This window comes from Streptomyces sp. NPDC096105 (genome assembly GCF_044763335.1).
Lineage (GTDB): Bacteria > Actinomycetota > Actinomycetes > Streptomycetales > Streptomycetaceae > Streptomyces.
Window position 1 is genome coordinate 386279 of record NZ_JBIWGC010000003.1, and the last position, 18938, is coordinate 405216.

Sequence of the window (18938 nt, forward strand, 5' to 3'; positions counted from 1 at the left end):
CTCTCGACGATGACCGCACCGCACGTCGCCGTGCACCACCCCACCTCCCCACAAGGAGCATTCATGCGACTCCGTTCCCGCGGCAGACGCCCCGCCGCGCTCGCCGCACTCCTCGCCCTCGCCCTGGCCGCGCCCCTGTCGCTCACGGCGGCCGCCCCGGCCGGCGCCGACGGGGCACGCCCGGCGGCCCCCTCGGCGGACGACATCCGCCAGTACGAGATCCACCAGCGCACCACCCCCGTCACCCGCACGGCGATCCAGCGGGCCGGCGTCACCGTGGACGAGGCCGACGAGGAGACCGTGGTCGTCTCCGGCCGCGCGGACCAGATCCGCGCACTGCGCCGCCAGGGTTACGAGGTCACCCCGCTGGGCGCGGCCCCGGACCGCTCGACGGCCGCCGACGGCCTGCGCCTGTTCGACTTCCCCTCGGCCGACTCCCGCTACCACAACTACGCCGAGATGACCGCGGAGATCGACCAGCGGATCGCGGCGTACCCGTCGATCATGAGCAAGCGGGTGATCGGGAAGTCCTACCAGGGCCGGGACATCGTCGCCGTCAAGGTCAGCGACAACGTCGGCACCGACGAGGCCGAGCCCGAGGTCCTGTTCACCCACCACCAGCACGCCCGCGAGCACCTCACCGTCGAGATGGCGCTGTACCTGCTGCGCGAGCTCGGCGCCGGCTACGGCACCGACGCCCGGATCACCCGGATGGTGCAGCAGCGGGAGATCTGGATCGTCCCCGACCTCAATCCGGACGGCGGCGAGTACGACATCGCCACCGGCTCCTACCGCTCCTGGCGCAAGAACCGCCAGCCCAACTCCGGTTCCACGGCCGTCGGCACGGACCTGAACCGCAACTGGAACTACCGCTGGGGCTGCTGCGGCGGGTCGTCGGGCAGCACGTCCTCGGACACGTACCGGGGTTCGGCGCCCGAGTCCGCGCCCGAGGTGAAGGTGGTCGCCGACTTCGTGCGCAGCCGGGTCGTCGGCGGGGTGCAGCAGATCAAGGCCGGCATCGACTTCCACACCTACAGCGAGCTGGTGCTCTGGCCCTTCGGCTACACCTACGCCGACACCACCACCGGCATGACGGCCGACGACCACGCGGCCTTCAAGGCCGTCGGCCAGAAGATGGCCGCCAGCAACGGCTACACGGCCCAGCAGTCCAGCGACCTGTACATCACCGACGGGTCGATCGACGACTACCTCTGGGGCGCCCACAAGATCTTCGGCTACACCTTCGAGATGTACCCGAGGTCGGCGTCGGGCGGCGGCTTCTACCCGCCCGACGAGGTCATCGAGCGGGAGACGTCCCGCAACCGCGACGCCGTCCTCCAGCTCCTGGAGAACGCCGACTGCATGTACCGGGTGATCGGCAAGGAGGGCCAGTACTGCGGCTAGGCGCGGTCGGCCGCCCCGGCCCTGTCCTTCTCCGGCTCGTCGCTCGCCCCGGACCCGGCCGTCCCCTCGGCGCCGTCGTCGAAGTACGCGTCGAGGACCTCGTCCAGGGCGGCGTCCCACTCGTCGAACCGGCGGCGTGAGTCGGCGTCGATCTCGATGGGGTACCAACGCCGGTCGGGGGTGTGGACGGTGACGGTGTACCGCTTGCCGAAGCGGGCCGTCTCCGTCTCCACCGCGCCGATCTCGTCCCAGCGGAACTCGCACTCCTGGTCGTCCAGCTTCAGCCGCACGCCACGGTGGTCGGCGACGATGGCGGCACGGCGGTCGGACGCCTCGAAGACGGGGCCGTCGGGGACGGGCTCCGGCTCGTCGCCCCCGGTGTCCTCGGCGGACTCGGCGACCCCGGCGGACTCGGCGGACTCGGCGGACTCGGCGGACTCGGCGGCCGGGGATCCGGCGGACTTCTCCGACTCCCCGGTCCCCGGGACGCCTTCGGCGGCCGCGTTCGTGTCCTTCGCGTCCTCCTCGCGGCCGGTCGCGGGCGCGGTGAGCCCGGGGACGAAGGCCGGGTCGAACCCGGCGCCCTCCAGGGGCTTGCTGCTGCTCGAACCTATGCGCTGCTCCACACCGCAGGAGTATGGTCGACAATCCTGTGCGCGTCACAGCCAGCCCCGACTTCGTTATCAGACGCCTACACGGACGCCGCCCCTCCACCGGGCCCCTCCGGGCTCACACGACCAGGCTCAGCGCCGCCGCGACGACGAAGCCGGCGACGGACAGCACGCTCTCCAGCACGGTCCACGTCTTGAGGGTGTCCCGCTCGCTGATGCCGAAGTACTTGGCGACCATCCAGAACCCGCCGTCGTTCACGTGCGAGGCGAAGATCGAGCCCGCCGAAATGGCCATGATGACGAGCGCCACGAACGCCTGCGAGTGGTCGCCCTCGGACAGCAGCGGCGCCACGATGCCCGCCGTCGTCACGATCGCCACCGTCGCCGAGCCCTGCGCGACCCGCAGCACCACGGAGATCAGGTACGACAGCACGATCACCGGCAGGCCGACGTCGTTGAAGGTGTCGGACAGCGCCTGGGCGACCCCGCTGCCCTTGAGGACCGCGCCGAAGACGCCGCCCGCGCCGACCACCAGCAGGATGTTGCCGACCGGCTTGAGGGAGGACGTGGAGACGGTCTCCAGGGACTTGCGGGACCAGCCGCGCCGGACGCCCAGCAGGTAGTAGGCGAGGAACAGGGCGAGGGTGAGCGCCACGAACGGGTGGCCGAAGAACTCGATGACCGAGCGCAGGGTGGACTCGTCCAGCGCGATGGAGGAGAAGGTCGCGGCGAGGATGAGGAGGAGCGGCGTGCCGATGATGCCGAGGACCGTGCCGAGCGGCACCGGAGTCTCGCGCGGCTCGACGCCGGAGGCGCGCTGCTCGGCGACGACGGCGTCCCTGGCCTCCTGGGCGGCCTCGACCATGTCCTGCGGCACGGGGACGAAGATCCGCTTGCCGATCCAGGCGGAGTAGACCCACGCGGCGACGACGGCGGGCAGTCCGCAGACGACGCCCATGAGGATGACCCAGCCGAGGTCCACGTGCAGCAGTCCGGCGGCGGCCACCGGGCCCGGGTGCGGGGGCAGGAAGGCGTGGGTGACGGAGAGACCGGCGAGCAGGGGCAGGCAGTACAGCAGGACGGACTTGCCCGAGCGCTTGGCGGCGGCGTAGACGATCGGCGCGAGGACGAAGATGCCGACGTCGAAGAAGACCGGGATGCCGAAGATGAGGCCCGTCAGGCCCATCGCGAGGGGCGCCCGCTTCTCGCCGAACAGCCCGAGCAGCCGGCCCGCGAGGACCTCGGCGCCGCCGCTGACTTCGAGGATCGCGCCGAGCATGGTGCCCAGGCCGATGATGATCGCGACATGGCCGAGGATGCCGCCCATACCGGACTCGATGGTGGACACCGCGTCCGACCGCTGGACCGTGCCGAAGAGTTCGGTGACCGACAGGCCCGCCAGCAGGCCGACGGCTATGGAGACGCCGAGCAGCGCCACGAACGGCTGGAGCCGGACCTTGATGATCAGGAAGAGCAGCAGCGCGATGCCGAGGGCGGCGACGGTGAGCAGACCCGCGGTGCCGTCGACGAGGAGGAGCAGTCCTCCGGTGTGCGGTGGCGTCTCCGCCGGGGCGGAGGCGGCGAGCGGGAGGGACGGGTGGGACATACGGAGGTCCTCTGGGTAAGGGCATGGGGCTTTCGGGCAGGGGGGATCGCGGCACGGCGCCCGCGGGGTGCGGGACGCCGTGCCGTGCGGCATGCGGGTGTGCTGCGGAAGGGGGCGGCTCAGCCGAGGACGGCGAGCGCGTCGATCTCGATGAGGAGGCCGGCGGGGAGACCGACGTAGACGGTCGTACGGGCGGCGGGCGGCTGGGTGAGGCCCTGCTCCTCGAAGTAGGCGTTGTAGATCTCGTTCATCTCGGCGAAGTGGTCCACGTCGGTCAGGTAGACGCGGATCATCATCACGTCGTCCCAGCTCGCGCCGCCCTCCTCGAGGATCGCCTTGACGTTGGCGAGGGTCTGGAGGGTCTGCTCGCGCAGGGTGGGGCCGGCCGGCGTGGGCGGCTTGCCCTCCTCGGCGGGCAGGAACCCGACCTGGCCGGCGACCTGCAGGATGTTGCCCTTGCGGACGCCGTGCGAGAACTGCGCGGGCGGGGTGGTGTGGGTCTTCGGGGTCAGCGCGACTTTCTCGGTCATGCGAGGGTGTCCTTCACTTCGGTTCTGCCGGGGTCCGGCCGGAGTACTCGCCGCTGATGGCGTCCGCGGTGCGGCGCACCAGCGGGAGCAGGGTGAGGAGTTCGTCGGCGGTGACGACGACGTTCGGCGCGGAGACCGACATCGCGGCGACCACCCGGCCGTCGGCGCCGCGGATCGGCGCGGCGACGCAGTTGATGGACTCCTCGTGGCCGCCGAGGTCGGTGGCCCAGCCCTGTTCGCGCACCTTGGCCAGCTCCTGGAGGAACGCGGCCGCGTGGGGTGTCGAACGGGGCGTGTACATGGGGTAGTCGAGCTGCTCCGCGAGGGCGCGGCGCTCGGGTTCGGGCAGGTCGGCGAGGAGCAGCTTGGCCACGGCGGCGACGGTGATGGCGACGGGCTTGCCGATCCGGGAGTACATCCGCACCGGGTAGCGGCTCTCCACCTTGTCGATGTAGAGGACCTCGTTCTCCTCGTACACGGCGAGGTGGACGGTGTGTCCGCAGGTCTCGTTGAGGCGGACGAGGTGGGAATGGGCGATCTCGCGGACGTCGAGGTTCTCCATCGCCTCCTGCGCGAGGGCGAAGAGGCGCGCGCCGAGGCGGTAGCGCTGGTCGGACTGGCGGTAGACCATGCCGTGTTCGTGGAGGGTGCGCAGGAGGCGGAGGGCCGTGGACTTGTGCACGCCGAGGCGGTCGGCGACCTGGCCGAGGTCGGCGGGGCCCTCCGCGAGCAGCGGAAGGATGCTCAGGGCGCGGTCTACGGTCTGGCTCATGGGGTGCGTGCCTCCTCTACGGCCTCTGCGTCGGCTGCTGTCCAGCCGGGGCCGAGTCGCAGTGTCCCCCACGCGGTGTCGTCGAGGGCGGCGAGGCGGTCGGCGAGGGCGCGGCCGGGGGGCGCGGCGAGGTCGCCGGGGGCGGTGAGGGCGGCTGCCGCCATGAGGTGGCCGTGGCGGAGCCGTGCTTTCAGCGGCAGGCCGCGCAAGGCGGCCGAGAGGAAGCCTGCCGCGAAGGCGTCGCCTGCGCCGGTCGTCGCGACCACGTCGACTTTCAGGGCGGGGGCCGTTGCGGCGGGGCGGGGGATGTCGTCGCAGCCCGGCGCCTGCGGGGCGCCTCCCCCGGAGGGGGCGCCCCCGGCGCCCGCGGAGGGGCAGAAGGCGACCGCTCCCTCCGCGCCCTGTTTCACCACCAGGGTGTCCGGTTCGGGGAGGGCTTCCCGGACGGCGGCCGGGCCGCCTGTGATGCCCCAGGCTTCCTCCGCCTCGTCCTCGCCGACGAAGACGACGTCTGCCGAGCGGGCCAGGTCCAGCAGGACCTCGGGGCCGTACCCGTCCCGCCGCAGGCCCGGGCGGTGGTTCACGTCGAAGGAGATCAAGGGGCGCCCCGGGTGCGGGGACGTCAGCTCCCGCAGCAGGTCCAGGCAGCCGGGCGAGAGCGCCGCCGTGATGCCGGAGAGGTGCAGGACGCGTCCGGCGCGTACGGCGTCCAGGTCCACGCCGGCCGGCGTCATCGCCGACGCCGCCGAGCCCGCCCGGTAGTAGGCGACCTCGTGCGAGGCGCCCGCCCTGTCGCCGGCCGTGCGGAAGTAGACGCCGGTGGGGCGGTCCGGGTCGCGGCGGACGTACGACACGTCGACGCCGTGGCCGCCGATCGCGGCGAGGAGGTGGTCGCCGAAGCCGTCGGCGCCGACCCGGCTGACCCACCGGGTGGTGTGGCCCGCCGCCGCGAGCGCGCACGCCACGTTGGACTCCGCGCCGCCGATCGACCGGTGGAAGGAGGGGACGTCGGCGAGGGGGCCGGGCCGGGACGGCAGGAACGTCACCATGGACTCGCCGAGCGCGACGACGTCCACGACGTCGGGGGCGTTGCCGTTTCCGGTGACGGTCACGATGGCGGGGCTCCTCGTCGGGGCGGGGGTGCGGTGTCCGTTGACCGCGTGTGGCGGAGATGTTAGACAGCGGTGAGCGATATACGCAACGAGTGTTGCAACCAGTGCAACACCGCTGATCAGGGAGGCTCCATGGTCCTCGATGCTCTCGCCCGCCTCGCCGAGGAACGGGTCGGCCACCGTTTCAAGGGCCTCCCGCCGGACGCCGCGGACCTCACCGTGGGCGAGCTGGCCGCGCAGTGCCGGAACCTCTTCACGGGGGGTTTCACGACCCCCGTGCTCGCGCTGTCCGCCGAGCGTCTGGAGCACAACCTGGCGGCGCTGGAGACGTACGCCGAGCGGCACGGGCTCGCCTTCGCGCCGCACGGCAAGACCTCCATGGCGCCGCGGCTCTTCCACCGCCAGATCGAGCGGGGGGCGTGGGGGATCACGCTGGCGGTGCCGCACCAGGTGCGGGTGGCACGGGAGTTCGGGATCGAGCGGGTGTTCCTGGCCAACGAGCTGGTCGACCCGGCGGCGCTGCGGTGGATCGCCGCCGAGCAGGACGCCGATCCCGCGTTCCGGTTCGTCTGCTACGTGGACTCCGTGCGCGGGGTGGAGCTGATGGACGCGGCGCTGGACGGGACGTCCCGGCCGGTGGACGTGGTGGTCGAGCTGGCCGCCGGCGAGGGCGCGCGCACCGGGGTGCGGACCGAGGCGGAGTGCGCGGCCGTCGCCGACGCCGTGGCGGCCGCGCGGGCGCTGCGGCTGGTCGGGGTGGCCGGGTACGAGGGCGAGGTGCCGCGGGCGGACCCGGAGCGGGTGCGCGCCTGGCTGCGGCGGCTGGTGGCGCTGGCCGTGGACTTCGACGCGGCGGGACGGTTCGCGGGGCTGGACGAGATCGTGGTGAGCGCGGGCGGGAGCGCCTGGTTCGACGCGGTGGCGGACGTCTTCTCGGAGGTTCCGGAGCTGTCGGCGCCGGTGCTGAAGCTGCTGCGGTCCGGGGCGTACGTGTCGCACGACGACGGGCACTACCAGCGGCTGACCCCCTTCAACCGGGTGCCGGGAGAGGGCGGTCTGGAGCCGGCGTTCCGGCTGTGGACGCAGGTGGTGTCCCGGCCGTCGGCGGAGCAGGCGTTCACCAACGCGGGCAAGCGGGACGCGGCGTACGACCTGGATCTGCCGGTCGCCCGGGCGGTCCGCAGGGACGGGGCGGAGCGGCCGGCCACGGGGATCGAGGTGACGGGCCTGTCCGACCAGCACGCGTGGCTGCGCACCTCTCCGGAGGCGGATCTGGAGGTGGGAGACTGGGTGGGGCTCGGGCTGTCCCACCCCTGCACGTCCTTCGACAAGTGGGCGCTGATCCCCGTGGCGGAGGCGGACGGCACGGTCGTCGACTACATCCGTACCTTCTTCTAGGAGGCAGGACCGTGGAAGAGCTCGTCATCCGGGACGCGGACGTCGTCGACGGCTCCGGTGATCATTCCTACCGCGCGGACGTGGTGGTGGACGGCGGCCGCGTCGTCTCCATCGTCAAGGAGGCGGCGGACGCGGGATGCCAGCGTCCGAAGGCGCGGCGCGAACTGGACGCGGAGGGGCTGGTGCTGGCCCCGGGCTTCATCGACATGCACGCGCACAGCGACCTGGCGCTGCTGCGGGACCCCGACCACAGCGCCAAGGCCGCGCAGGGCGTCACCCTCGAAGTGCTGGGCCAGGACGGGCTGTCGTACGCGCCGGTGGACGACCGGACGCTGGGCGAGGTGCGGCGGGCGATCGCCGGGTGGAACGGCCCGGGGGACGACGTGGACGTCGACTGGCGGTCGGTGGGCGAGTACCTGGACCGGCTGGACCGGGGCGTCGCGGTGAACGCGGCGTACCTGATCCCGCAGGGCACCGTGCGCGCGCTCGCCGTCGGCTGGGAGGACCGCGAGGCGACGCCCGAAGAACTGGACCGGATGCGGCGGCTGGTCGCGGAGGGCATGGAGCAGGGCGCGGTCGGCATGTCGTCGGGGCTGACGTACACGCCCGGCATGTACGCCCCGGACGCCGAACTGACCGAGCTGTGCCGGGTGGTGGCCTCGTACGGCGGCTACTACTGCCCGCACCACCGCTCCTACGGCGCCGGCGCGCTGGAGGCGTACGCGGAGATGGTGGCGCTGACCCGGGAGGCGGGATGCCCGCTGCACCTCGCGCACGCCACCATGAACTTCGGCGTGAACAAGGGGCGGGCGCCCGAACTGCTGGCGCTGCTGGACGAGGCGCTGGACGCGGGCGCCGACATCACCCTCGACACCTACCCGTACACCCCCGGCTGCACCACCCTCGTGGCGCTGCTGCCGAGCTGGGCGAGCGAGGGCGGCCCGGAGGAGATCCTGCGGCGGCTCGCGGACGAGGGGACGGCCGGGCGGATCCGGCACGACCTGGAGGTCACCGGCTCGGACGGCTGCCACGGCGTGCCGGTGGAGTGGGAGACCATCGAGATCTCCGGGGTCGGCGACCCGGCGCTCGACGCGTACGTGGGCCGTACGGTGCTGGAGTCGGCGCGGGCGCGCGGGGAGACCCCGTGGGCGGTGGCGAGGGAGCTGCTGCTGAAGGACCGGCTCGCCCCGACGATCCTCCAGCACGTGGGCCACGAGGAGAACGTCCGGGCGATCATGCGCCACCGGGTGCACACCGGCGGCTCGGACGGCATCCTCCAGGGCGCCAAGCCGCACCCGCGGGCGTACGGCACGTTCCCCCGCTATCTGGGCCACTACGTGCGGGAGCTGGGGGTGCTGTCGCTGGAGGAGTGCGTGGCGCACCTGACCTCACGCCCGGCGGCGCGGCTGCGGCTGCCGGACCGGGGGCTGGTCCGCGAGGGCTACAAGGCGGACCTGGTGCTGTTCGACCCGCGCACGGTGGACGCCGGTTCGACCTTCGCCGAGCCGCGCACGCTGCCCACGGGCATCCCGTACGTCCTGGTCGACGGGCGGTTCGTGATCGAGGACGGGCGGCGCACGGACGTGCTGGCGGGGCGGGCGGTGCGCAGGAGTCCGCGCTGACCGTCCGCCCCGCCGGGCCTGTCAGGGCTTGGGCACGGTGCAGCCGCTCGCGCTCAGGTCGAGTCGGTTGCCGGTGGTGAAGCAGGCGGTGAAGGGGTAGGTCTGCTGGGCGTAGTTGATGCCCTGGCGGACCGTGACGCCGCCGTTCGCGTCGACCTCGCACGGGTTGTTGAGCGTGCAGCGGCCGCCGTCCTCGTTGCCGGTGTTGTTGACGGCGACCACCTGTCCGGTGGCGTCGTCGACCACCGGGGAACCGGAGGTCCCGCCGATGGTGTCGCACGCGGAGGTGTAGCGGACCGAGTCCTTCCAGGTCCAGTCGCCCTCCTTCAGCCGGTGGGCGAAGCCGTCGACGGAGCAGCGGTAGATCCGCTTCCAGTAGCCGGAGACCACGCTGATGGCGGTGCCGGCGGCCGGACGGCGGCTGCTGAGGGTCAGCGGGTCGATCCCGTACGAGCTCTTGATCCGCGCGTACGTGGTGTTCAGCCGGTAGATCGCGGCGTCCGTGTCGGTCATGGTCGCGTAGACCAGCCGGTCGGCGCGCAGGGTGGCGACCCTGGTGCCGGAGGCGTTCAGCAGGCCGAAGGTGCGGCTGGACGCCCGGTCGGTGAGGACCTGGCCGGGCGCGGGGAAGCCGCTCTCCAGGCAGTGGCCGTTGGTGAGCACCAGCGCCGGGTCGGCGGCGGCCGAGTCCGGCATGCGGACGACGGAGCCGGAGCAGTTGCTCAGCGAGACGGCGCCCGCGAAGTTCGCCGCGGCGGCCTTCGGCGCGGTGAGTCCGGACAGGGTGTCCGCGACGGTCCCGACCGTGTCGTTGACGACATCCGTCGACGACGTGGCCGGGGCCGTGCCCGTGGCCGTGTCCGCGCCCGTGGGGGAAGGCGCGGCGGCGACCGCGGGGGTCGCGCCCGCCCCGGCGAGTGCCAGGGCGCAGAGCGCGACGACGAGAGGTTTTCTCATGGGGGGTCCCCTCAATGCGGCGTCGGGCGGCCGGATCGCTCCGGCCGCCCACAGGATTGTCATGCGCATTGTCAGCGTGGGGGCGCCGGGCGGACAAGGGCGCGTGTCCCGGCGGTGGCCGGGCGGCACGCACCCCCGGCGTCCGGACGCGGGACGACCCGCGGGGCCGCCCCTGAACCCGCGGAAGGAGGGGCCGGGCGCGGGGAGGCCCGGCGCGGGGATGAGGGAGACGCGCGCCCGCGACCGTCACACCGAGGACGAAAACACCCGAACCGGCGCGTCCCACGTGGTGGAAAACACGGCCCGAGGGGCCATACCGGGCCGTAAGCTCCCAGCATGCAGGTGATCCAGTCGACCAAGCTCGCCAACGTCTGTTACGAGATCCGGGGCCCGGTGCTCGAGGAGGCGATGCGGCTGGAAGCGGCCGGTCACCGCATCCTCAAGCTGAACACGGGCAACCCGGCGGCGTTCGGCTTCGAGTGCCCGCCCGAGATCCTGGAGGACATCCTCCGCAACGTGTCGACGGCACACGGCTACGGCGACGCCAAGGGCCTGCTGGCCGCGCGCCGGGCGGTCGTCATGCACAACCAGACGCTCGGCATCGAGACCGACGTCGAGCACGTCTTCATCGGCAACGGCGTGTCCGAGCTGATCGTGATGGCGATGCAGGGCCTGCTCGACGACGGCGACGAGGTCCTCGTCCCCGCGCCCGACTACCCCCTGTGGACGGCCGCGGTCTCCCTGTCCGGTGGCACGGCGGTGCACTACCGCTGCGACGAGCAGTCCGACTGGATGCCGGACCTCGCCGACGTGGAGCGCAAGGTCACCGACCGCACCAAGGCGATCGTGATCATCAACCCGAACAACCCGACCGGCGCGGTCTACGACGAGGCGGTGCTCAGGGGCCTGACCGACATCGCCCGCCGCCACAACCTGCTGGTCTGCTCGGACGAGATCTACGACAAGATCCTCTACGACGACGCGCAGCACGTGCCGACCGCGTCCGTCGCCCCCGACCTCCTCACCCTCACCTTCAACGGCATGTCGAAGGCGTACCGGGTGGCCGGCTACCGGGTGGGCTGGATGTCGATCTCCGGCCCGCGCGCCCACGCCGACTCCTACATCGAGGGTCTGACCGTCCTGGCCAACATGCGCCTGTGCGCGAACATGCCGGGCCAGCACGGGGTGGTCGCGGCGCTCAGCGGCCGCCAGACGATCAACGACCTGGTGCTGCCGGGCGGCCGGCTGCGCGAGCAGCGGGACGCGGCCTACGAACTGCTGACCCAGATCCCGGGCGTGAGCTGCGTGAAGCCCAAGGGCGCGCTGTACCTCTTCCCGCGCCTGGACCCCGAGGTCTTCAAGATCGAGGACGACCGGCGGATGGTGCTGGACCTGCTGCGCCGCGAGAAGATCATGGTCGTGCAGGGCACCGGCTTCAACTGGCCGGACCCGGACCACTTCCGGGTGGTCACCCTGCCGTCGGTCACCGACCTGCGGGACGCGGTCGGCCGCATCGCCCGCTTCCTCGACGGTTACAGCCAGCACTGAGGGACGGCACCACGCCGGTGCAGCCGGCCACGCGCGCCGGGGCGGCCTGCGCACCGCACCTGGGACTGATCACTTTCGAACGCGACTCAACTTTAGACAGAATCTAAGCTAGGATGTCTTCCTGTCAGCACCCAGGAGGCCATCCATGTACGAACCGATCCGCTCCAAGTCGGTCCACAGCACGATGGCCGGCCCTCACGACTTCCCCCACAGGTCCCGCGAGGAAGAGCTGGACATCCAGCTCGCGGGCCATCTCGCCGCCCTGCTCGCCGTCACCGACGAACTGCGCGCGGCGGCGCCCTCGGCCGATCTGGACACCGCGGCCGAGCGGCTCACCCAGGAGATCACCCGCCTGCGGGGAGGACGTACGCCGGCCCGTACGACGGCGGCCACGCACAGCCGCGAGCCGGACCCGGCGGCCCTGCACCGGAGGGCGCACGCGCTCGCCGGACGCGCCCTGGTCGTCGCCGCGTCCCGTGCGGACACGGCGGTGGCGATCCTGGCCGCCGAGCGGATGGACGCGCACACCGCGGCCCTGAAGCCGCGCCCCCTCGCGTCCTCCGCCCACTGAGTCCTCACGGGCTCCCCTGTACGGCCCCGGTCCGCGCGCAACCCGCAGCGACGCGCGGACCGGGCGCCACACCACGTCCCGGTCCAGAGTGCGCGCACCTCGCCACCCCGGAGGCCGCCGGGGCCGGGTCGGTCCTGGAATCCCTGTGCGACAGCCTCCGCACCGTCGACGGTCTGACGGACGTCCACGGCGCCGCCGGCCTGTTCCGCGTGATCTGAGGGTCCGCCACGGGCGCACCGGTGCGGAGTGACTGGTTCCCGTTGCGTACCAGTATCGCTCGGACACCGCCCGTTCACCGGAGCCGCCCGGGAACGTTGGATTCCGGCGGGATGCTCCGGACGTGAGACGGATTACGGGAATCTTCCTCGCGGTGCTGCTCATCGGTGGCGTGGCGGCCGCCGTCGTCGCGGGCAGGGACAGCGGGGAAACGGGCACGGCAACGAAGACCGTGCGCATGGTGATCGGATCGGAGAAGGCGGAGTTCTTCGCCGATCCGGACGTGGTGGAGGCCCTCGCCGCCCAGGGCTACACCGTCGAGGCCGAGACCTCCGGGTCCTGGGCCATGGAAGGGCTGGACCTCGAGGGGTACGACCTCGCCTTCCCGTCCAGCCGCGCGCCCGCCGCCGAACTGGCCGAGAAGTACGGGGTCCGCGGGATGCTTCCGCGTCCGTTCTACTCACCGCTCGTCGTGGTGTCCCGTCGCGGGGCCGCCGAGGTGCTGGCCGCGAACGGGCTGGCCGAGCTCGACGAGGAGCACCCGGGCACGCTGAGGATGGATGCCTACCTCAAGGCGGCCGAACGCGACCGCACCTGGCAGCAGCTCGACGGGGCGGAGGAGTACGGGGAGCTGACCGGCACCCTCTTCATCTCCAGCACCGACCCGGAGAGCTCCAACTCCGGCGCCCTGTACCTGGCCGCCGCCTCCTACGTCGCCAACGGCGGCAAGGTGGTCGCGAGCGACGCCGACCTGGAGCGCACCGCTCCCCTGATGCGCACCCTGGTCAGCGTCCAGGGCGCCCAGCAGTCCGGCACGGACGCGGCGTTCCGGGACTTCGTCAGCGGTGCCGGCAACCCGCTCGTGCTCGTCTACGAGTCCCAGGTGACCGCGCTCCTCGACGAGCAGCAGAACGCGGACGACCTCGTCGTCCTCTACCCGGACACCACGGTCAACAGCGACCACACCGTCGTGCCGCTCACCGAGAACGGCCGCAGGCTGGCCGACCTCCTCGGCAACGACCCGGCGTTGCGCAAGCTGGCCGTCCGGCACGGCTTCCGCCCGCAGGGCGACGTGGCCGAGTTCGCGGCCGCCGCCGTGGGCCGCACCGCCTACCTCAAGCAGCGACTGACCGGCGTCCGCCAGGCGCCCGTGCCCACCTCCGCGGTGCTGCGCGAACTGGCGCGACGGGCGCGCGGATGAAGGGGAACAGCAACACCATGAGCAGCAGCACCGACGGCGGTTTCATCTTCACGCCGCCCGAGGCCGTCCGGCCCGTGCCGCGGGAGCGGGCCGGCGGTCTCGTGCCCGTCGACGACGGCGTCCGCGCCGACATGGCCGCCAAGGCCGCCGCGTACGTCGAGGGCCTGGCGGCGCTGGACGCCCGCTCGCCCGAGTTCGCCGGGAAGGTCGGCGAGATCACCGCGCTGGGCGCCGGTGAGATGCGCACCGCGACCGCGCAGTCCAACCGCATGCTGGAGCGCGCGGTCCGCAGCCTGCCCGGCAAGGGCGCCGACGCGCAGTCCAAGGTGGCGGGCTCCCTCGTCGAACTGCGGCGCGTGGTCGAGGACCTGGACCCGCGGGACCTGCCGGCCCGCAGGGGCCGCGCGTTCCTCTCCCGGCTCCCCGGCGGCAACAGGCTCCGCGACCACCTCGCCACGTACGCCTCCGCACAGGGCACGCTGAACGCCGTCGTCGCCTCCCTGCGCGGCGGTCAGGACGAACTGCGCCGTGACAACGCCGCGTTGCAGACCGAACGGGTCCGCCTGTGGGAGACCATGGGCAAGCTCCAGGAGTACGTCGTCCTCACCGAGGCCCTGGACACGGCCGTCGAGCAGCACATCACCGGCGTGGAGGCCACCGACCCGGCGCAGGCCGACTCGCTCCGCGCCGACGTGCTCTTCCCCGTCCGGCAGAAGCACCAGGACCTGCTCACCCAGCTGGCGGTGTGCGCCCAGGGCTACCTCGCCATGGACGTCGTACGCCGCAACAACGACGAGCTGGTCAAGGGGGTGGACCGGGCGGCCACCACGACGGTGTCGGCGCTGCGGATCTCCGTGATGCTGGCCTCCGCGCTGGACCACCAGAAGAAGGTGGTCCAGCAGGTCAACGCCCTGCGCGGCACCACGGAGGACCTGATCCGGGGCAACGCGGAGATGCTGGCGACGCAGAGCGGGGAGATCCAGCGCATCGCCGCCGACCCCGCGGTCGGGGCGGAGACCCTGCGGTCCGCGTTCCAGCAGATCCACCGCACCCTGGACGCCATCGACACCTACAAGGCGCAGGCGACCGAGGTGATGGCGGCCACGGTGGAGAACCTGACCGCCGAGCTCCGGCACGCGAGCACGTACCTGGAGCGCAGCCGGGCGCAGGGCGCGCCGGAAGGGGGCCTCGGATGAGACGACGGCCCCTGACCGCGCTGCTCGTCGCCGCCGCGGCCCTGCTGACCGCGTGCACGGCCGGCCCGGACCCCGGGAAGGACACGGACCCGTACGCCGCCGAGCCGGGCACCCTGCGCGTCCTGGCCTCCAGCGAGCTCAGTGACATGACGCCGGTGTTCGAGCGGATCGAGAAGGACACCGGGGTGACGCTCCGGCCGACCTACACCGGCACGCTCGACGCCGTGGACATGCTGGCCACGGGAAGGACGGACGGCAGGTACGACGCCGTGTGGCTGTCCTCCAACGACTACCTGCGGCTGCGCCCGGAGGCGGCGGAGAAGGTCGTCTCGGAGACGCCCGTCATGTCCAGCCCGGTCGCCGTCGGCGTCAGGCCGGCCACCGTGGAGAAGCTGGGCTGGAAGCCGGAGGAGGTCACCTGGTCCGCGGTCGAGCGGGCCGTGCGCGACGGGCGGCTCACCTACGGCATGACCGACCCGGCCCGCTCCAACTCCGGTTTCTCCACGCTGGTCTCGGTGGCCTCGGCGCTCTCCGGCGCGCAGTCCGCGCTCACCGACGCGGACGTGGCGAAGGCCGGGCCGCGGATGAAGGAGTTCTTCCGGGGGCAGAAACTGACCTCGGGCTCCTCCGGCTGGCTGGCGGACGCGTACGAGCGGCGCGGGGACGTGGACGCGCTCCTCAACTACGAGTCCGTCCTGCAGGGGTTCGAGAACCTCACCGTGATCCGCCCGAAGGACGGTGTCGTCACGGCCGACTATCCCCTCTCCTCCCTCGCCGCCACCGACGCCGCCACCCGCGAGGACGTGCGCCGCGTGGCCGAGGCCCTGCGCACGGACGCCGTCCAGCGGCTGATCACCGACCGCACGCACCGCCGCCCGGTCGTCGCCTCGGTGCCGCCGGCCTCCGGCCTCGACACGGCGAGGCGCCGCGAACTGCCCTTCCCGGGCAGCCGTTCCGTCGCCGACGGCCTGCTGGACGCGTACGAGAACGAGCTGCGCCGTCCCTCCCGGACGGTGTACGTCCTCGACACCTCCGGCTCGATGGAGGGCGAGCGCCTCGACCGGCTGAAGAAGGCCCTCACCGACCTCACGAGCGACTTCCGCGACCGTGAGGAGGTCACGCTGATGCCGTTCGGGTCGGCGGTGAAGAGCGTGCGCACGCACGCCGTCAGTCCTTCCGACCCGGAGCAGGGCCTCGCCGCGATCCGACGCGACACCGCGCGCCTGCGGGCGGAGGGCGGGACGGCGATCTACACCTCCCTGGAGAAGGCCTACGACCATCTCGGCACCGGTGAGGACACGTTCACCTCGATCGTGCTGATGACGGACGGCGAGAACACCGCGGGCGCCGGGGCCGCCGACTTCGACTCCTTCTACCGGGGGCTGTCCGGTGACCGGCGGGACATCCCCGTCTTCCCGATCCTGTTCGGCGACTCCGACCGCTCGGAGCTGGAGCACATCGCCGAGCTGACCGGGGGCCGGCTCTTCGACGGGCAGGGCTCGCTCGAAGGTGCGTTCGAGGAGATCCGTGGCTACCAGTAGGGCGCTGGCGTACCTGGAGTCCCGCAAGAACCTCGCCGGGAGCGCGGGCGGGCTCGCGGGGCTGCTGCTGACCTTCACGGGGGCGGCGGGACCGTACTGGCCGGTCGTGGTGGCGGGGCTGTACGGGGCGGGCGTGCTGATCGCCCCGCCGGAGCGTCCCGCGGTGCCGGACTTCCCGGACCCGTCCGCCCAGCTCGACGAGGTACGGGCCGACCTGGAGCGGCTCCGGGAGTACCTGGCGGACATCGACCTGCCGCCCGCGGCCCGGGACCGGCTCACGGAACTGACCCAGCTGCTGGGGGCGTTGCTGGACCCGGGGTGGGTGACCGAGATCCTCGCCCAGGACCCGGACGCCGTGCACACCCTGTCCCGTGCCGTGCGCCAGGACGTTCCGGAGGCCGTCGACGCCTATGTGCGCACCCGCCGGTGGACGCGGCCGGCTCCGGGGCAGGAGCCGCCGGAGCGGCACCTGGAACGGCAGCTGGGTCTGCTGCGCGAGGAGGCGGAGGGGCTGGCCGCGAGCCTGCGCGAGTCGGAGGCACGCCGGCAGGAGTCGCACACCCGCTACCTGGAGGACCGAGCGGACTGAGCACGCCCGCGGGCATGGCGAAGGCCTGTCGTCACCGCTCCCGCCGGGGCGGACGGGGGGGGACGACAGGCCCCAGGACCCGCACGTCGTTGTGCGGGTCTCGCCGGTGTGTTCCGCGGCCGGCCGGATCGTGACGATCGCTGGTCAGGGCATCCTCGTACCGGCCGGCCGCGGGGTCTGTGCGGGCGTGGTCAGCCCAGGCGCTCCACCAGCGCCCGGTGCTGGTCCCACAGCTCCTTCGGGGTGTGGTCGCCGAAGGTGTCGAGGTGCTCGGGGACCAGGGCGGCCTCCTCGCGCCACACCTCCTTGTCCACGGTGAGCAGGAAGTCCAGGTCGCTGTCGGAGAGGTCGAGGCCGTCCGTGTCGAGGGCGTCCTTCGTCGGCAGGATGCCGATCGGCGTCTCGACGCCCTCCGCCTTGCCCTCCAGGCGCTCCACGATCCACTTCAGGACGCGGCTGTTCTCGCCGAAGCCGGGCCAGACGAACGCGCCCTCGTCGTTCTTGCGGAACCAGTTGACGTAGTAGATCCTCGGCAGCCTGGACTGGTCCTTGTCCTTCGCCACGTCGATCCAGTGGGCCATGTAGTCGCCCATGTTGTAGCCGCAGAACGGCAGCATGGCGAACGGGTCGCGGCGCAGCTCGCCCACCTTGCCCTCGGCGGCGGCGGTCTTCTCGGAGGCCACGTTGGCGCCGAGGAAGACGCCGTGGTTCCAGTCGAAGGACTCCGTCACCAGCGGTACGGCCGTGGCGCGGCGGCCGCCGAAGAGGATCGCCGAGATCGGCACGCCCTTGGGGTCCTCCCACTCCGGCGCGATGATCGGGCACTGGGACGCGGGCACCGTGAAGCGGGCGTTGGGGTGGGCCGCCGGGGTCCCCGACTCCGGGGTCCAGTCGTTGCCCTTCCAGTCGGTGAGGTGGGCCGGGGGCTCCTCCGTCATGCCCTCCCACCACACGTCGCCGTCGTCGGTGAGGGCGACGTTGGTGAAGACGGAGTTGCCCCACAGGGTCTTCATGGCGTTGGCGTTGGTGTGCTCGCCGGTGCCGGGCGCGACGCCGAAGAAGCCGGCCTCGGGGTTGATGGCGTAGAGGCGGCCGTCCTCGCCGAAGCGCATCCAGGCGATGTCGTCGCCGATCGTCTCGACCGTCCAGCCGGGGACGGTCGGCTCCAGCATGGCGAGGTTGGTCTTGCCGCAGGCGCTCGGGAAGGCGGCGGCGACGTACTTGGACCCGCCGCGCGGCGGGGTGAGCTTCAGGATCAGCATGTGCTCGGCCAGCCAGCCCTCGTCGCGGGCCATGACGGAGGCGATGCGCAGGGCGTAGCACTTCTTGCCGAGCAGGGCGTTGCCGCCGTAGCCGGAGCCGTAGGACCAGATCTCGCGGTCCTCGGGGAAGTGCGAGATGTACTTCGTCCGGTTGCAGGGCCAGGGGACGTCCTCCTGGCCGGGCTCCAGCGGGGCGCCGACGGAGTGCACGGCCTTGACGAAGAAGCCGTCGTCGCCGAGCTCGTCGAGGACGGCCCGCCCCATGCGGGTCATGGTGCGCATGGAGACGGCGACGTACGCGGAGTCGGTGATCTCCACGCCGAGGGCGGACAGCGGCGAGCCGAGCGGGCCCATGCAGAAGGGGACGACGTACATGGTGCGGCCGCGCATGGAGCCGCGGAAGACGCCCTTCTCGCCCTGGAAGATCTCCCGCATCTCGGCGGGGGCCTTCCAGTGGTTGGTCGGGCCGGCGTCCTCCTCCTTCTCGGAGCAGATGAAGGTCCGGTCCTCGACCCGGGCGACGTCGGTCGGGTCGGAGGCCGCGTAGTAGGAGTTCGGACGCTTGACCGGGTCCAGCTTCCTGAACGTGCCCTTGGCGACGAGCTCCCCGCACAGGCGCTCGTACTCGGCTTCCGAGCCGTCGCACCAGACCACGTCGTCCGGCTGTGTCAGCTCTGCGATCTCGTTGACCCAGGAGATCAGTCCCTGGTGGGTGGTGGGGACGCCGGGTTCCGCGATGTCGCGCGCCACGTTTGCTCCTAAATGAGGGTTTTGTGGTTGTGGAGGCCCCGTGGGGGCTGCG

At 72.4% G+C, this 18938-nt stretch carries 16 protein-coding genes; 9 read left to right on the top strand and 7 right to left on the bottom strand.

Annotated elements, in window-relative coordinates; all coding sequences use genetic code 11:
- The first annotated feature begins 63 nt into the window (after positions 1-63).
- Entirely contained in the window at positions 64-1404 is a 1341-nt protein-coding gene (locus tag ACIQ8B_RS07295; RefSeq protein ID WP_290008035.1) for a M14 family metallopeptidase, read from the top strand.
- Here ACIQ8B_RS07295 and ACIQ8B_RS07300 read toward each other — a convergent pair.
- From ACIQ8B_RS07300 to ACIQ8B_RS07320, 5 genes are all read right to left on the bottom strand, one after another.
- Positions 1401-2030 (bottom strand): hypothetical protein, encoded by a 630-nt coding sequence (locus tag ACIQ8B_RS07300; RefSeq protein ID WP_403545905.1) that lies wholly within the window; start codon positions 2028-2030, stop codon positions 1401-1403. The genes ACIQ8B_RS07295 and ACIQ8B_RS07300 overlap by 4 nt on opposite strands.
- Positions 2031-2133: 103 nt before the next feature.
- Positions 2134-3621, bottom strand: a complete 1488-nt coding sequence (locus tag ACIQ8B_RS07305; RefSeq protein WP_403545907.1) for a GntP family permease — start codon at positions 3619-3621, stop codon at positions 2134-2136.
- A 119-nt stretch (positions 3622-3740) separates the two neighbouring features.
- Entirely contained in the window at positions 3741-4151 is a 411-nt protein-coding gene (locus ACIQ8B_RS07310) for a RidA family protein (protein ID WP_106412690.1), read from the bottom strand.
- 13 nt (positions 4152-4164) lie between these two features.
- A complete protein-coding gene (locus ACIQ8B_RS07315) occupies positions 4165-4923 on the bottom strand; it encodes an IclR family transcriptional regulator (RefSeq protein ID WP_106412691.1) in 759 nt (252 codons plus the stop codon).
- A complete protein-coding gene (locus tag ACIQ8B_RS07320; protein ID WP_403546038.1) occupies positions 4920-5999 on the bottom strand; it encodes a sugar kinase in 1080 nt (359 codons plus the stop codon). The genes ACIQ8B_RS07315 and ACIQ8B_RS07320 overlap by 4 nt, the downstream gene beginning before the upstream one ends.
- Before the next feature lie 168 nt (positions 6000-6167).
- Here ACIQ8B_RS07320 and ACIQ8B_RS07325 point away from each other — a divergent pair, with 168 nt between their 5' ends.
- Both ACIQ8B_RS07325 and ACIQ8B_RS07330 read left to right on the top strand, forming a co-directional pair.
- Positions 6168-7433, top strand: a complete 1266-nt coding sequence (locus ACIQ8B_RS07325; RefSeq protein WP_403545910.1) for an alanine racemase — start codon at positions 6168-6170, stop codon at positions 7431-7433.
- Positions 7434-7444: 11 nt separating this feature from the next.
- Entirely contained in the window at positions 7445-9055 is a 1611-nt protein-coding gene (locus ACIQ8B_RS07330; RefSeq protein ID WP_403545912.1) for an amidohydrolase family protein, read from the top strand.
- Positions 9056-9076: 21 nt separating this feature from the next.
- On the opposite strand, the gene ACIQ8B_RS07335 is transcribed toward ACIQ8B_RS07330, so the two are convergent.
- The gene (locus tag ACIQ8B_RS07335; protein WP_403545914.1) at positions 9077-10012 is read right to left on the bottom strand and encodes a serine protease; all 936 of its coding nucleotides are present in this window, start codon (positions 10010-10012) and stop codon (positions 9077-9079) included.
- A gap of 336 nt (positions 10013-10348) precedes the next feature.
- Between ACIQ8B_RS07335 and ACIQ8B_RS07340 the strand changes: the two genes are divergently transcribed.
- The 6 genes from ACIQ8B_RS07340 to ACIQ8B_RS07365 all read left to right on the top strand — a co-directional run bounded on the left by ACIQ8B_RS07340 (position 10349) and on the right by ACIQ8B_RS07365 (position 16874).
- Complete coding sequence (locus tag ACIQ8B_RS07340; protein WP_290008015.1) at positions 10349-11560, top strand: pyridoxal phosphate-dependent aminotransferase; 1212 nt, start codon at positions 10349-10351, stop codon at positions 11558-11560.
- Between the two features lie 145 nt (positions 11561-11705).
- On the top strand, positions 11706-12131 hold the full coding sequence (locus ACIQ8B_RS07345; RefSeq protein WP_290008013.1) for a hypothetical protein: 426 nt from the start codon (positions 11706-11708) through the stop codon (positions 12129-12131).
- A 340-nt stretch (positions 12132-12471) separates the two neighbouring features.
- On the top strand, positions 12472-13548 hold the full coding sequence (locus ACIQ8B_RS07350) for a hypothetical protein (RefSeq protein ID WP_403545917.1): 1077 nt from the start codon (positions 12472-12474) through the stop codon (positions 13546-13548).
- A 17-nt stretch (positions 13549-13565) separates the two neighbouring features.
- Positions 13566-14744, top strand: a complete 1179-nt coding sequence (locus ACIQ8B_RS07355) for a toxic anion resistance protein (RefSeq protein WP_403545919.1) — start codon at positions 13566-13568, stop codon at positions 14742-14744.
- Positions 14741-16285 (top strand): substrate-binding domain-containing protein, encoded by a 1545-nt coding sequence (locus ACIQ8B_RS07360; RefSeq protein ID WP_403545921.1) that lies wholly within the window; start codon positions 14741-14743, stop codon positions 16283-16285. The genes ACIQ8B_RS07355 and ACIQ8B_RS07360 overlap by 4 nt, the downstream gene beginning before the upstream one ends.
- Positions 16272-16874 carry a hypothetical protein gene (locus ACIQ8B_RS07365; RefSeq protein ID WP_403545923.1) on the top strand — a complete coding sequence of 201 codons (603 nt, stop codon included), beginning with the start codon at positions 16272-16274 and terminating at the stop codon, positions 16872-16874. Before ACIQ8B_RS07360 ends, ACIQ8B_RS07365 begins: the two co-directional genes overlap by 14 nt.
- Positions 16875-17065: 191 nt before the next feature.
- Here the strand turns inward: ACIQ8B_RS07365 and ACIQ8B_RS07370 are convergent, their stop codons facing one another.
- A complete protein-coding gene (locus ACIQ8B_RS07370) occupies positions 17066-18886 on the bottom strand; it encodes a phosphoenolpyruvate carboxykinase (GTP) (RefSeq protein WP_403545925.1) in 1821 nt (606 codons plus the stop codon).
- Positions 18887-18938 lie beyond the last annotated feature (52 nt).